This is a genomic window from Flavisolibacter ginsenosidimutans (assembly GCF_007970805.1).
Taxonomy (GTDB): domain Bacteria; phylum Bacteroidota; class Bacteroidia; order Chitinophagales; family Chitinophagaceae; genus Flavisolibacter; species Flavisolibacter ginsenosidimutans.
The window spans coordinates 520915-536221 of sequence record NZ_CP042433.1 but is presented as its reverse complement, the minus strand read 5'-3'; the positions used below and the strand labels follow the sequence as shown (position 1 = coordinate 536221).

Annotated in this window: 8 protein-coding genes; 3 read left to right on the top strand and 5 right to left on the bottom strand. The window is 46.4% G+C overall.

The window, feature by feature from the left end; all coding sequences use genetic code 11:
• Window positions 1–16: 16 nt before the first annotated feature.
• The 4 genes from FSB75_RS02090 to FSB75_RS02075 form a co-directional block, all read right to left on the bottom strand.
• Window positions 17–2989: a SusC/RagA family TonB-linked outer membrane protein gene (locus FSB75_RS02090; protein WP_172623043.1), complete on the bottom strand. Its 2973-nt coding sequence runs from the start codon at window positions 2987–2989 to the stop codon at window positions 17–19.
• Between the two features lie 287 nt (window positions 2990–3276).
• On the bottom strand, window positions 3277–5025 hold the full coding sequence (locus tag FSB75_RS02085) for a glycoside hydrolase family 13 protein (protein ID WP_146782018.1): 1749 nt from the start codon (window positions 5023–5025) through the stop codon (window positions 3277–3279).
• Window positions 5026–5199: 174 nt separating this feature from the next.
• Entirely contained in the window at window positions 5200–6498 is a 1299-nt protein-coding gene (locus tag FSB75_RS02080; RefSeq protein ID WP_146782015.1) for a sensor histidine kinase, read from the bottom strand.
• Window positions 6499–6597: 99 nt separating this feature from the next.
• A complete protein-coding gene (locus FSB75_RS02075; RefSeq protein ID WP_146782012.1) occupies window positions 6598–12744 on the bottom strand; it encodes a HAMP domain-containing protein in 6147 nt (2048 codons plus the stop codon).
• Between the two features lie 170 nt (window positions 12745–12914).
• On the opposite strand from FSB75_RS02075, the gene FSB75_RS02070 reads away from it, so the two are divergent.
• From FSB75_RS02070 to aat, 3 genes are all read left to right on the top strand, one after another.
• Window positions 12915–13340 carry a response regulator gene (locus FSB75_RS02070; protein WP_146782010.1) on the top strand — a complete coding sequence of 142 codons (426 nt, stop codon included), beginning with the start codon at window positions 12915–12917 and terminating at the stop codon, window positions 13338–13340.
• A gap of 127 nt (window positions 13341–13467) precedes the next feature.
• Window positions 13468–13758, top strand: coding sequence for an ATP-dependent Clp protease adaptor ClpS (locus FSB75_RS02065; protein ID WP_146782007.1), 291 nt, complete (start codon window positions 13468–13470; stop codon window positions 13756–13758).
• Between the two features lie 19 nt (window positions 13759–13777).
• Window positions 13778–14434: a leucyl/phenylalanyl-tRNA--protein transferase gene (gene aat, locus FSB75_RS02060; protein ID WP_146782004.1), complete on the top strand. Its 657-nt coding sequence runs from the start codon at window positions 13778–13780 to the stop codon at window positions 14432–14434.
• Window positions 14435–14458: 24 nt separating this feature from the next.
• Here aat and FSB75_RS02055 read toward each other — a convergent pair whose 3' ends face one another.
• Window positions 14459–15190: an esterase family protein gene (locus FSB75_RS02055; RefSeq protein WP_146782001.1), complete on the bottom strand. Its 732-nt coding sequence runs from the start codon at window positions 15188–15190 to the stop codon at window positions 14459–14461.
• Window positions 15191–15307: the final 117 nt, after the last annotated feature.

Genomic DNA, 15307 nt, shown 5'->3' with positions numbered 1-15307 from the left:
TATAGCTTTATCAATTTTATTGCAAGGAGAAGTTAACACCAACCGTAACGGTACGGGCAGTTGGATAAGGAATGTATTCGATCGAACGCGATGGGTAGTTGTTGCTGCTCTTGTCAATGTTTACTTCCGGATCAAAGCCCGAGAATTTTGTAAGCACAAACAAGTTATTTCCCGTCACGTAAGCGTTCAGACTTTTTACGTAGCGGCCAAGGTCGCCAACGCGGTAGGAAATTGTTGCGTTTCTAAGTTTGAAATAATTGCCGCTTTCAAGAAAGCGTGTATTTGCAGCTACAGGACTCGTTGGTTTCTCGGCAGAATTGTAAGCGTTTAAGTCAATGTTTCTGCCGTTGGCAATACCGGAGATATTGGTTACACTAGTTGCTGTATTATTGTAAATCATGTAACCACTTTCACCGCCACCGTTAATTACTAAACCAAACTTCTTGTAGTTCAACGTAGTGCTTACGCCAAAGCTATTGGTTGGGTTGGGGTTGCCTGCGTAAACAGGATTTGCTCCATACGTTTGGTTGCCGTTCTGATCAAATCCCTGGAAGGGTTTCAGGTAATACTCGTTTACAGGAAAATTGTTTGTAATAACCTGCGACAGTGTGCCCGATACGCCTTGACCGTTTATCTGACCGGTAATGATTTGAATGTCCTTACCATTTTGCGTGAACTTGGTCAGCTTATTTGTGTTGTGTGCGTAAAAGCCAGTGATATCCCAAGTCAAATTTTTGGTATCAATGACGCCAACTGTTAAACTGGCTTCAACACCTTTGTTTATGAGGTTAGCCGGTAAGTTGATGAAATAAATGGATGCGGGTGCGGGCTGAATAGCGGTGCTTTGAAATAGAATGTTGCTGGTGTTTTTATTATAGTAATCAAAGGTTCCGCTAATTCTTCCTTTTCTTGTTGTGAATTCAACACCGATATCATAAGCTTTTGTTTGCTCCCATTTCAAATCGGGGTTGGCTACGTTAATTTGTCCTGCATTGTTATACGAGAAGAAGGCAAACTGCTCTTGTGATGCACCCGATGGAAACTCCTGGTTACCCGTAATGCCGTAAGAGGCCCTAAGCGAGAGATTGGAGAACAAGGTGCTGCTCTTCATAAACTCTTCATTGTTGATAGCCCATCTTACACCAACCGAAGGGAAATTGCCATACTTGTTGTTCTTACCAAAGCGGCTCGATCCATCACGGCGGAATGTACCGGTCAGGTAATATTTGCTTGCGTAGTTAAAATTCACCTGTCCGAATACAGACTGTATTTCCGCTTTCGGATCAACAAAGATGGCAGGCGGATTTTGCGTATTGCCGTTTTGAAGCGTGCTTGTATAAGGTATGCCGGTAAGGCCCGTCAGGTTTGTGTTAAATCCCTGAGCCGAAACGTTACCGTTCTGATAGTGGGTTGTCCAGTATTCGTAACCGGCCAAGGCATCAAAGTTAATTTTTGAAGTTAGCTCTTTTCTATACTGTAAGATGTGGTCGAAAAGCTGAGAAGTTAACTTAGCATTGCCGATAGCGGCAGCGCCGGAACCAGACAGTCCCGAATAACCTTGAAGGAAGCCATAGATGTTTGTATAACGGTCGCCAACGCTGTTATTGACGGCATAAACAAAACGATATTCTAGATTATCAAGAATCTTGTAAGAAGCAGAAATGTTGCCCAAGACAGAATTCACATGAGCTATATCGGAGAAGCCAGCCAAAAGCGCCACCGGGTTGCCAGAACCGTTTGCCGGATAATAGAACGAACCATTAGCGTTTGTAAACGCGGACGTTGGATTCCATTGCAAAAGTGAGCTAACGATATTGCCTGTTGAGCCGGATGTATTGGCTACAGGTACGAGGCTTTCTGTCGTGTGTCCAGCGGTTAAATGGAAAATAAGCGTCAATTTTTTATCGAGGAACTGGTATTGTCCGCTAAAGTTTCCAACGTATTTGTCAAGCGTTGAGTTCTTGATATAACCATTGATTTCCGAAGCAAGGAAAGAAGCACGGAATCGTCCGTTCTCGCCGCCGCCGCTAAAGGCAATATTATAATTTTGCGTAAGCCGGTTATTTTTAATTTCCTTCATTGCGTCAACGTTTCCGCCAAAGTCTTGCCCGGAAATACTGTATTTACTTAAAGCACTTTTGAATTGGGAAGCATTCAACACGGCAAATCTCTTCATAAGCCCTGCGTTCCAACCAACACTTGTACTAAACTCAAGGCGCGGAGGACCGGACGTTCCGGTTTTCGTAGTAATGGCAATTACGCCGTTAGCACCACGCGAACCATAAATAGCTGCCGAAGCAGCGTCTTTTAAAACATCAATTCGTTGAATGTCGTTTGGGTTAAAGAAAATCAACGGGCTCGCGTCAGGCGTACTGCCGAAAGCATTACCAAAGTTTGGACGTGCCGAGCGTCCGTCCAGCGGCACACCGTCAATCACATACAAAGGATTGTTTACGGCACGAATGGAGTTGTTGCCCCTAATCTTAACAGTAGTGGCACTACCGGGCTGACCATTGTTAGTCGTGATTTGCAAGCCTGGAACTTTGTTTTGCAGCAATACCTCCGGCGTGCTGATTACGCCTTTGTTGAAATCTTTTGCCTGCACCGATGAAATAGCGCCGGTAACATCTCGGCGGCGTGCAGTGCTGTAACCGGTAACCACCACTTCCGAAAGATTGGCATTGGTCGCCGTCATCGGAACGTCAAACGACGTCCGGCCGGCAACGGCCAGCTCCTGCGATTCAAATCCCACAGATGTAAAAACCAGTGTGGCATTGTCAGGCGCAGCAATCCGGTAGGAGCCGTTGGCATCGGTTTGTGTCGCCGTCTTGGTGCCTTTTACGGTAACAGTTACGCCGGGAACACCCTTGCCCGTTTGGTCGGTCACGGTGCCTGAAATTGTTTTGTTTTGTGCAAGTAATTGTTGAAATGAACAGAGAAGGAAAAGCATAGCGCAAACGGCAAGCTTTTGCAGGTTGAATCTTCGCATAGCAGCAATGATTTTAGAATTGAGAATCCAAATTACCGTTTTTTTAACACGAAGTGTAGCTTTTACACATTTTTTTTTCTTTGTTGATAATTTGTGAATAGTCAGAAAGAAAACGTTCATCAAGATCAATTGGTTTCGCAATAGAAGCAGGCAATGCAAGCATTTAACCATTAGCGAAACGCGTTCAAAAAAGATAAAATAATCACAGGCATGTTGCAATAACATGCCTGTGACTTACGGCACGGGTTCTTCTTATCGAAAAGCCATAGCCGTTTGCATTTTCGGATTTACGGCTTCAGTTTGAAAACAACGGCCTGGTAGGGTTTTAAAGTGAGTGATGAATTCTTTTTTTCAATCGCAGCCACTTCTCTATAGTTTGATAAAACAACTTCAGCGTTTGTTGCGTTTCCCGGAACAGCAACGCCTGCATTTCCGGCGGAAAAATTCATCACAATCAAAAACCGTTGCCCCTCTCCTTCGCGCAGATATGCGTAAACAGTGGGATTGGCTTTATCTACCAATGTATATTTTCCGTAAACAAGCGAAAGGTTTTCCTTGCGAAGCTTTGTAAGCTTTCGAAAATAATTCAGCACCGATGCCGGATCTTTTTCCTGCGCAGCCGCATTGATGGTTTTGTAATTGGAAGGAATGTTTATCCACGGCTTTCCGTAAGTAAAACCGCTATTGGCCGTATTGTCCCATTGAAAAGGTGTGCGGCTGTTATCGCGGCTGCTGAAAGCAATCTGTTTTAAGTAAGCCGTTACATCGCCGCCTGTGCTTGTAATGCGTCGGTATTCGTTCAGGGTTTGCACATCTTTGTAATCGTCTATTTTAGTAAACCCGGCGTTGGTCATTCCCAACTCATCGCCGTTGTACCAGTACGGCGTGCCGCGCATGGTAAGAACAAACGTGGCCAGCATTTTCGCAGATGCTTCCCGAAAAGCCGGCGCATCATTACCAAAGCGGCTCACAAGCCTTGCCTGATCATGGTTGGCAAGAAATATCGAAAGCCATCCTTTTTGAGCAAAGGCGCTGTCCCATCGGCTGAACACTTCTTTCATATGCAACAGGCTATACCCTTCAGGTTTGGCAACGTCAACACCTTCAAAGGCATAAGCCATGTTCAATTCGTGCCGGTCTTCATCCACTAAATTGTGCGCATCGGTAAACGAATTTCCTGCGCCTTCGGCCACACTCATCACATTGTATTTGCTCAACACCTCTTTGTTCATCTCCTGCAAATAGCCGTGAAGGTTTCCCTGCATGGCATAATAATGCGTAAAATTCTTTTCGAAACCCTTCGGAAATTCGGGAAAGGTGGTGTCTTTGGCTACAAACTGAAAAGCATCGAGGCGAAAACCATCAATGCCCTTGCCGGCCCAAAATTTCATGATGCCGTAAACCTCTTGTCGCAGCTTTGGATTTTCCCAATTCAGATCCGGTTGCTTGCGCGAAAAATAATGCAGGTAATATGCGTTGGTCAGCGAATCGTACCGCCAGGCGTCGTGCGCCACATCAAACAAACTGTAGCGGTAAGGCGGCTTGCCGTTTTCGGCATTCCACCAATGATAATAATCCCGGTAAGGACTGGTTCTTGAACTTCGTGATTGTTTAAACCATTCGTGCTCGTCGCTGCTGTGATTGACGACTAAATCCATAATGAGCCGGATGCCCCTTTCATGCAACCCTTTCAGCAGCGCATCAAAATCTTCCATCGTTCCAAACTCTTTCATGATGGCCCGGTAGTCGCTTACATCGTAGCCGTTATCATCATTTGGCGAACTGTAAATGGGATTTAACCACACGGCATCCACGCCAAGACTTTTGATGTAATCGAGTTTGGAAATGATGCCTTTCAAATCGCCAACCCCGTCGCCGTCGCTGTCCTTAAAGCTGCGCGGATAAACCTGGTAAACGATTGCTTCTTTCCACCACTTGTGGTCCGGTGCATTTTCAACGGTTGCTTGCTGGCCGTTACTTTTTAATGCGGAAAGAACGAAAAGAAAGGATAGCCTGAAAAGGAATCGCTGTTTCATAAACCGGTTTTAAACTGTCTTGTCCTTAAAGTTAAGGAACATGAAACTTGCCTCAACGCACCTTTATGGTTTGTCTGACTGCGTTGAGTGCTCGGCACCCTTGCATCTTGAAAGCAGATAAATATAAAAGCAAAAAGCCTTTTGAAAAGGCTTGAAAAATGAGGTGTGCAGATGTTATGAAACGGCTTTAACGGTGCGGTCTATTGACCGTTGAAGATGTCGCTGTGCCGGCAACTCTATTTGAAAACGGGATCCTTCGCCGGGTTTGCTTCGCGCCGTTATTTTACCGCCGTGACGGTCTATTATTTTTTTGCAGATAGAAAGACCGACGCCGGTGCCTTCGTACTCGTGGTAGCTGTGTAGCCGCTTAAAGACGACAAATATTTCGTCGGCATATTTGTCGTCAAAGCCAATGCCGTTGTCTTCCACAACAATGCGGTGGTGCGACAAATCAAATTGTTCAAGAAGTGAACCTTGTTCGACTTCGTTGTAAATAGAAACAACGGGTATTCCGTTTGGCTTGCGAAACTTGATGCCGTTGCTGATCAAATTCTGAAAAAGCTGCCGCATCTGGCTGGGTATGGCCCAAACTTTCGGCAATGTGTTCACCTTTACCTGCGCATCGCATTTTTCTATTTCCACTTCCATGTCCGAAACCACTTCGGCGAGCAGGTTATTCAAATCCACTTCAACAAAACCGTCATAATTGTCGGCGGGCTTTGAAAAGATGAGCAGGTCATTTATCAGCTTCTGCATTCGTTCCGATGCCTTCACTATTTTTTCGAGATAGCGTACCATCTCTTCGGGCATCTTTTCGGTTTGATCGTTTAGCAACTTATCGCTGAACACCAAAATTTTGCGCAAGGGTTCCTGCAGGTCGTGCGAGGCCACGTAAGCAAAGCGGTCCAGTTCTTCAATGGTTGCCTTTAAGTTGTTGTTGTTCTCCAGCAATTGCTGGTTCAGTAGCCGGACTTTTTCTTCCGACAATTTTCTTTCTTCAACTTCCTTTTCCAGGCTGGCGTTTGCCTGCTTCAACTTTCGCTCGTGCAAAAGGAGTTGATGATTCTTTTGATACATTTCCGCAAACACACCCACTTTAAAGCGCAGCAGCTCGGGATTGATGGGTTTGTAGATGTAATCAATGGCGCCTACTTTATAGCCTTCAAATACGTGTTCGTCGTTGTAGTTGTGCGCCGTGATGAAGATGATGGGAATGTGCTTCAGTTTCTCCCGTTGATAAATAAGATTGGCCGTTTCAAAGCCGTTCATGTCGGGCATTTGCACGTCCATGAGGATGAGCGTAAAGTCGTGCTGGTTCAAGAGAATTTTTAACGCGGCCTTACCCGATTGAGCTTTTACAATCCGGTAATTGTCTCTCTCCAAAATCGTTTCGATGGAGAAGAGATTGTCCTCCCGGTCGTCCACCACAAGAATTTTAATAGGGCTCTGTATCGTTAGGTCATCGGGGTTCATGTTCCAATGGGTTTTACTGAAACGTTAAAAGGCAGACGTGAAACTATAAAGAATAACAATGGAAAAGACTTTATGGTTTCACATTTCTCTTTTTATCACTTACTTGTACAGCCACACACGCATTAGCGACAACAACTGATCAATTTTTACTGGCTTTGTAATATAGTCCGATGCGCCGGCCTCAATGCATTTTTCGCGGTCGCCTTTCATGGCTTTCGCGGTTACGGCAATAATGGGCAGGCTGCTGTTCTTGTGTTCGCGCCTGATCTTCTGGGTTGTTTCGTAACCGTCCATTTCGGGCATCATAATGTCCATCAATACCATGTCAATGCGGTTGTCTTCGGCCAATATGTTGATGGCCTCCTGTCCGCTTTCGGCCGTGATGGTATTGATGTCATAACGTTCAAAAGCCGTTGTTAGTGCAAACAGGTTTCGCACATCATCGTCCACCACCAAAATATTTTTGCCGGTGAGCACATCCTCGCGTGAACGCAGGTTGTCAATGATCATCTGCTTCTCGGGCTTCAGGTCCTTGTGATTGATATGCAAATGCAACACGACCTCTTCCAGCAGGAGTTCAAGTGAGTTCACATCTTTCAGCAAAATGCGGTTGGCGTATTGCTTCAACTGCGTCCGTTCTTTCGGCGTAAAGTCCTTTGCCGAGTAAATAAGAACCGGCGTCATTTGCAATTTCTTCACCTTGTTGATCTCGGTAACAAACTCCAGTCCGCCAATGTCTGGCAACATGAAATCAACAATGATGCAATCATATTCGTTGACTGAAATCAGATCAAGCGCTTCCTTTCCGCTCGATGCGATTTTGATGTCAATCTCACCACCGTTCTCCATGATCTTGGCGATTTGCGAAGAATCCAGTTCGTTGTCTTCCACAATTAAAAGATTCTTCGGTTTGTGGTCTTTGTAACGAACGATGTCGCTAAACAATACGTCAAGTGCTTCGTTCTTCAACGGCTTTAACTGGAAGCTTCTTGCGCCGCGCTGCATGGAGAGCAAACGGTTTTCTTCACCGGAAATAAGGTGCACGGGAATGTGGCGGAAATTGATGTCGTTCTTGAACAGGTCAAGAATGCGCCAGCCGCTGGCGTCGGGCAATTTCACATCTAAGGTCACGGCAATCGGACTGTATTTGTTCGTTAGTTCAAACACGTCGCCAAAGCCGGTTGCCACCACGGCTTTCAAACCTGATTCGTGGGCTTTTTCAATCATGATTTTGGCAAAGCGAACGTCGTCTTCTACTACAAGCAACACTTTGTCTGTTGGCATAATGTTGTTGCGGTCGTCGCCGATTTCGTTGATGATTTCATTCAGCACGTCCAGCTCTTTTGTTTCCGAAGCCACTTTCACGGTTGGCACGGATTGAATGGAGGCGTCGCTGCCGGATATTTCGCCGAGTGTATACTGGCTTAAGGTCAGGCTGCTCGCCTTTTCTTTCTTCACCATGTTGGGGTTGTAGTCAATGGGAAGATAAAGCGTAAAGGTACTGCCTTGTCCAGCCTCGCTTTCCAGTTCAATAGAACCACCTAACAAGTCCGCTAAACCGCGGGAGATGGAAAGACCGAGGCCGGTGCCACCGTACTTGCGCGAGGTAGAACCTTCGGCTTGCTGGAAAGCTTCAAAGATGATGTTTTGTTTGTCTTTGGATATGCCGATGCCGGTGTCTTTAATTTCAAACGCAACTACCTTTTTTGCTTTGTCCAAATTCGGGCTCGATTGTTTCCAATTTTTCCTCGCTTCGTAAATTCTCAATTGCACGCCGCCTTTCTCGGTAAACTTAAAGGCGTTCGACAAAAGGTTTTTCAGGATTTGGTTCAAACGCTGCACATCGGTTTCCAGCGTTTCCGGCAACTTGTTGTCAACGTCAATAAGGAACCTGAGGTTTTTGTTTTCCGAAATGTGCTTGAAGGTTGTTTCCACAAAAGCCGTGATCTCGTTGAAACGAACGTTGATAAAGTCCGTTGAGATGTAACCGGATTCAATCTTCGACAAGTCGAGAATGTCGTTGATCAGTTGAATGAGGTCGTCGCCGCAACTGTGAATGGTTTTGGCATAACGCACTTGTTTTTCCGAAAGATTGCCTTCGCGGTTTTCGTAAAGTTGCTGTGCAAGAATCAGGAGAGAGTTCAACGGCGTCCGCAATTCGTGCGACATGTTCGCCAGGAACTCGGATTTGTATTTCGACGTCAACTGCAATTGCTCGGCTTTTTCTTCCAACGATTTGCGTGCTTCTTCAACCTCATTATTCTTCGCTTCCACTTCTTGTTTTTGCTTGGCAAGAAGGTGGGCTTTGTCCTGCAGTTCTTCGTTGGTGATGCGCAACTCGTCCGTCAGCGATTGTGATTGCGCCAACAATTCTTCCGTTCTTGTATTTGCTTCAATGGTGTTCAATACGATACCGATTGATTCCGTTAACTGGCTTAAGAAGTCAAGATGTGTTTCGCTGAACTCACCGAACGATGCCAGTTCGATAACGGCTTTGATTTGATTTTCAAACAACACCGGGAGAACGACGACGCTTACCGGCAATGCCTGTCCTAAACCCGAACCAACTTTTAAATAATTGCTTGGAACGTTTGTGAGCAGGATTCTTTCTTTTTCGACGGCACACTGTCCAACCAATCCTTGTCCAAGCGCAAACTCACGCTTAATGTTTTGCTCTTCGTTGTATGCGTAAGCCGAAAACAGTTTCAACTTTTGATTCTGTTCGTTTTCGTCTTGTTCCAAGATGTAGAACATGCCCAACTGCGCATCGGCCACTTGTGCAAGCTCTGAAAGAATGCGCCGCGTTACCGTGTTCAAATCTTTTTGTCCTTGCAACATCTGCGTGAACTTGGCAAGGTTCGATTTCAACCAGTCTTGCTCCTGGTTCAACAAGGTTGTTGCCTTCAGGTTCGCAATCATCTGGTTGATGGTATCTTTCAATTCTTCTACCTCACCGCGAGCATCTACGCGAATCATTCGCGTCAAGTCACCTTTGGTTACAGCGCTTGCTACTTCCGAGATGGCACGCACCTGAGTCGTTAAGTTTTCCGCGAGCTGGTTTACGTTCTCGGTCAAGTCTTTCCACGTACCCGATGCACCTGGCACCGATGCTTGTCCGCCAAGTCTTCCTTCCACACCCACTTCACGGGCCACGGTAGTCACCTGGTCGGCAAATACGGCCAGCGTATCAATCATCTCGTTGATGGTGTCGGTTAATTGCGCCACCTCACCGCGAGAAACAATCGAAAGTTTTTGTTTGAGGTTACCCGTTGCAACGGCTGTTACAACCTTCGCGATACCGCGTACCTGGTTGGTTAAGTTTGAGGCCATCATGTTCACTGAGTCGGTCAAATCTTCCCATGTACCGGCCACGCCTTGCACTTCGGCTTGTCCACCCAATTTACCTTCCGTTCCCACCTCACGTGCTACCCTCGTTACCTCAAACGCAAAGGAGTTCAACTGGTCCACCATTGTGTTGATGGTATTTTTCAAGTCAAGAATTTCACCCTTAACGTCAATGGTTACTTTCTTCGAAAGGTCACCCGATGCCACTGCCTTGGTTACTTCCGCAATGTTTCGCACTTGAAGCGTAAGGTTACCCGTCATCTGGTTTACAGAGTCCGTCAAGTCTTTCCAAGTACCACCAACACCAGGTACAAAGGCTTGTCCGCCAAGTTTACCGTCAGTTCCCACTTCACGAGCCACACGAGTAACTTCCGACGCGAAAGCACGCAACTGGTCCACCATCGTGTTCAGCGTTTCCTTCAACTGTAAAATTTCGCCGCGAACGTCCACCGTAATCTTTCTACTCATATCACCGTTGGCAACGGCGATGGCCACATCAGCGATGTTCCGCACTTGCGCCGTTAAGTTGCCGGCCATTTGGTTCACAGAGTCTGTTAAGTCTTTCCATGTACCGGCTACTCCGGGCACGTTTGCTTGGCCACCCAACTTACCTTCCGTACCTACTTCGCGGGCCACCCTTGTTACTTCTGATGCGAAGGCACGAAGTTGATCCACCATCGTGTTGATGGTATTCTTCAATTCAAGAATTTCTCCTTTTACGTCCACTTCAATTTTGCGCGACAAGTCACCGTTGGCAACGGCCGTCGTTACTTCGGCAATGTTTCTTACTTGCGAGGTAAGGTTCGATGCCATTTTATTTACCGAGTCCGTCAAATCTTTCCAAAGTCCTTCTACACCCGGCACATCGGCCTGACCGCCCAACCGTCCTTCCGAGCCCACTTCACGAGCAACGCGGGTCACCTCGGAACCGAAGGAGTTCAATTGATCCACCATCGTGTTGATGGTGTTTTTAAGTTCCAAAATTTCACCACGCACGTCCACCGTGATCTTGCGAGAAAGATCGCCGCGGGCTACTGCCGTTGTTACTTCCGCGATGTTCCGTACTTGCGCCGTCAGGTTTGAACCCATCTGGTTCACCGATTCCGTCAAATCTTTCCACGTACCGCCCACACCTTGCACTTTCGCCTGGCCACCGAGTTTACCTTCGGTACCGACCTCCAGCGCCACGCGGGTCACTTCCGATGCAAATGAGTTAAGCTGATCCACCATCGTGTTGATGGTCTTCTTCAGTTCAAGGATTTCGCCGGCAACGTCCACCGTAATCTTTTTGGAAAGGTCACCGTTGGCCACAGCCGTAGTTACTTCAGCAATATTTCTTACCTGGGCTGTCAGGTTACCGGCCATGTTGTTTACGGAGTCCGTCAAATCTTTCCACGTACCTCCTACTCCCTGCACCTTGGCTTGTCCACCGAGTTTTCCTTCCGTGCCTACTTCAAGCGCCACACGGGTCACCTCGGAAGCAAATGAGTTCAACTGGTCCACCATCCGGTTGATTACGTCCTTAATCTGGAGAATCTCTCCTTTTACATCAACTGTAATTTTTTGTGTCAAGTCACCATTCGCAATGGCGGTTGCCACTTTCGACACGTCGCGCAATTGAACGGTAAGGTTACCGGCCAAAAGGTTTACGTTATCGGTCAAGTCTTTCCAAACCCCACCAACGCCTTTTACCGTTGCCTGCCCACCCAGTTTTCCTTCACTGCCTACTTCTCTTGCCACACGGCTTACCTCGGCGGAGAAAGAGTTCAACTGGTCCACCATCGTGTTGATCGTATTCTTCAATTCAAGAATTTCTCCTTTTACGTCTACAGTAATTTTTCTCGACAAATCGCCGCGAGCTACGGCTGTTGTTACTTCGGCGATGTTCCGCACCTGGCCTGTCAGGTTTGAAGCCATTTGGTTTACCGAGTCCGTAAGATCTTTCCAGGTACCCGATACACCCGGCACTTCCGCCTGCCCACCCAGTTTACCTTCCGAACCTACCTCACGAGCCACACGGGTCACTTCGGAAGAAAACGAGTTCAACTGGTCCACCATCGTGTTGATGGTGTTTTTCAATTCGAGTATTTCTCCTTCTACATCTACAGTAATTTTTTTACTCAAGTCACCTTTCGCAACGGCCGTTGTTACTTCAGCAATATTTCTTACCTGGGCTGTCAGGTTACCGGCCATGAGGTTCACCGAGTCTGTCAAATCTTTCCACACACCGGCAACACCTTTTACTTTTGCTTGTCCGCCCAACTTACCATCGCTGCCCACCTCGCGGGCCACACGGGTTACTTCCATGGAGAAAAGATTCAACTGCTTCACCATGTCGTTTACTTCCGTAGCAATGCGGGAGAATTCGCCTTGCAAACGGTGATCTCCAATTTGCAAAGGCATTTCCTGCGAAAGATTTCCCTTGGCTACCGAAGAAATTACGTGGGCAATTTCAATGGTAGGATGTACAAGGTCGGAAATAAGACTATTAATAGATTCAGCCGCATTGCTCCACGAACCGCGGGCCATACGCGGCATTTCCACGCGATGATTGAGCTTGCCCTGTTTGCCAATGATGTTGCGGGCTTCGGCCAGTTCCTGCACCAATATTTCGTTGAGCGAAATAATGTCGTTCAACGTATCGCAAATTTTTCCGTTTACACCCAAACGGTCGTTGGGCATGCGAACCGAAAAATTACCGTTGCGCACTTCCGATAAAACCCTTAGCAATGCCTTGCCGTCAAGTTCATCCTCGATGCTTTCTATAACGGGTCTTTTTTTTGTTTTGCCGTTTGTTTTTTTCAAGATGGTTGACGGCTCAGCGGGAACTTCCAATCCGTCGAATACGGTAGGCACGGGCGCATCCAGCGCTCCATTGGTTTCTTTCTTTTTGGCACTCATGATTAAGGTAAATTGAGTGCGTCAAACCTACTGAAAAAGTTTTAGAAAAGAAGTTCGTCAACGAACTTTAAGGGTTTTCCTGCATCCGTCTTTTTTTTGCTCTCTTGACTGAGTTCCTTTTGAAAACATTCATTAAAAAGAACTTACTTTAGCCCGCTTAATTATCTTACTTGCCACCTATTTTCAACCATAGCGCATCTTCGCAATCCCGTACCATTTTCCTTGCAGAAGATGATTTAGACGACCAGGAATTTTTGAAAGAAGCCCTGCACGCAATAGACGCCTCCGTTCAACTTGTTTCCTTTTCTACCGGAATAAAATTTATGAACGGCTTGTCCGAAATGAGCGATGAAAAATTACCGGGTCTTATTGTTCTGGACTACAACATCCCCGAACTGAACGGCGCCGAAATTCTTGAACAATTGGCCCAACAGGAACGCTTTGCCAACATCCCGAAGCTTGTGTGGAGCACATCCGACTCAGAACTTTACCGGCAAAATTGCTTGACGTATGGCGCAAAAGCTTATTTGGTTAAGCCCTCCAGCATCAGCGGCATTTCGGCCATTGCAAAAGAAATGCTGACCTATTGTTTGTAGTGCGCAACGCACGCTAACGGCCATACAAGCACAATTAATTGCGACGCGTACAGGTTTTGATCTACGCTCCTTTTCATGCGCTTTACCGCGCATAATTTTAGAAAGAGATGGCTACCTTTGGCCTGTCATGAAACCATTTGCCGATAGTGATGTTTTGGAACTGGAAGACGTGGAAGTGAAGATTGCTTCACCCTATCAACTCATTGTATGGAACGATGATGTAAACACGTTTGAATGGGTGATTGAAACACTAATAGAAGTGTGCGGCCATACCTACGAACAGGCAGAACAATGCGCTTACATCATTCATTTCACCGGCAAGTACGCCGTAAAAAACGGCGCATACGAAGACCTGCGGCCCATGTGCGATGCCATTCTTGAAAGAGGCATTAACGCAACGGTGGAAGTGACGGTCTAAAAATTTTCTTTCTTTATTTATGCCGCAGATTTGCTTTGACGAAAACCGTTTCGCCTTTCCTTCTGTTGACATTTCTGATGAGGAAGGCCTGGTGTTGATTGGTGGCGAAGTAAAGCCGGACCGTGTGATTGAAGCGTATAAAAAAGGAATTTTTCCCTGGTACAGCGACGACAGTTTGCCGCTTTGGTGGAGTCCCGATCCACGCTTTGTTTTATTTCCTGGTGAACTCCATGTAAGCCGCAGCATGAAAAAGTTTATAGCCAAAAGCGAGTTTGTTTTTCAAAGCGACAAAGCTTTTGAAGAAGTCATTGATCAATGCGCAACAATTGACAGAGACGGCCAGGGTGGAACCTGGATAACGCCGAAAATGAAAGAAGTTTATACCCAGCTTTTTCGCAAAGGTTATGCGCACAGCGCAGAAGCCTGGAAAGGGAACAAATTGGTCGGCGGCATGTATGGTCTGCGCATCGGCGATGTGTTTTTTGGCGAAAGCATGTTTAGCAAAGAAAGCAACGGGTCAAAGTTTGCCTTCATCAATTACGTTCAGCAACTAAAACGCGACGGCGTGAAGTTGATTGACTGCCAGGTTTACACGGAACACATAGAAACGCTTGGCGCAAGATTGATTCAACGGGAAAAGTACATTGCCCTGCTTCAGCAATTTATTTCTCTCTAAAAATTTGCTCCTGAGTCCATTAAATCAAAATCGCGTTGCCAAATAATGCGGATAAACCGTTCGCCAGGTGTTCCAGTCGTGTGGCCACTCGCTGCCCCAAATATCTAACTCATAATTGATGCCTTTGCTGTATAAAATCGAAGCAAAGCTTCGGCTTGCGTTGGGATCTTCGTAAGGTCCGCTGCCGCTGAAGATGTGAATGTGCTGGCTCCTTCGCATCCGTTCCAAAATAGAATGATCGGCAAGATTGGGCAGGTAATGTTGCGGGCTGTTGAAGTAAACGTCATCGTCATAATGCCCCTTGGTATATTCGGTTAAGTCGTACACGCCGCTCATGGCCATTACACCGTTGAGCAAATCGGGACGCTTTAAAAAAAGATTCATGCTGTGCAAAGCGCCAAACGAAGCACCGCTGACAATGATGGGCGTATCGTGGCCCGATGTGTTTTTAATGAACGGAATAACTTCGTCGTAGATGTAGTAATTAAATTGATTGTGCGTCCAGGTTTTGTGTTTGGGATGCGCCTGGTTGTTCAGCCAACTGTCGTTGTTGATGCTGTTCACCGAATAAACTTTCAGTTTTCCCTCGTCAATAAAAGGCCGGATGCTGTCAATCAAACCAAAGCGTTCGTATTCCAGAAAGTCGGCTGCGGCCGTGGGTACAAGTAACAGCACAAAGCCGTAATGCCCGTACACAGCCACCGGCATTTCTTTGTTTACCCTATCGCTGTACCACGATGTTATCTTTCTTTCCATTCTTTTGATTTTAGTTGCATGCAGCAAGTTTTTCGTTCCGGTTTAAAGATAATTCGATTTCCAACAACCGCTCAGCAAGTAAAAACCCTTAGACATCAATAAATTTTCTGATAAAAC

Bases quoted from the DNA above. Each gene is read 5' to 3' on its own strand.
- FSB75_RS02065 (WP_146782007.1), top strand. From the start codon at position 13,468: ATGAAACCATTTGCCGATAGTGATGTTTTGGAACTGGAAGACGTGGAA.
- FSB75_RS02075 (WP_146782012.1), bottom strand. From the start codon at position 12,744: ATGAGTGCCAAAAAGAAAGAAACCAATGGAGCGCTGGATGCGCCCGTG.
- FSB75_RS02080 (WP_146782015.1), bottom strand. From the start codon at position 6,498: ATGAACCCCGATGACCTAACGATACAGAGCCCTATTAAAATTCTTGTG.
- aat (WP_146782004.1), top strand. From the start codon at position 13,778: ATGCCGCAGATTTGCTTTGACGAAAACCGTTTCGCCTTTCCTTCTGTT.
- FSB75_RS02055 (WP_146782001.1), bottom strand. From the start codon at position 15,190: ATGGAAAGAAAGATAACATCGTGGTACAGCGATAGGGTAAACAAAGAA.
- FSB75_RS02085 (WP_146782018.1), bottom strand. From the start codon at position 5,025: ATGAAACAGCGATTCCTTTTCAGGCTATCCTTTCTTTTCGTTCTTTCC.
- FSB75_RS02090 (WP_172623043.1), bottom strand. From the start codon at position 2,989: ATGCGAAGATTCAACCTGCAAAAGCTTGCCGTTTGCGCTATGCTTTTC.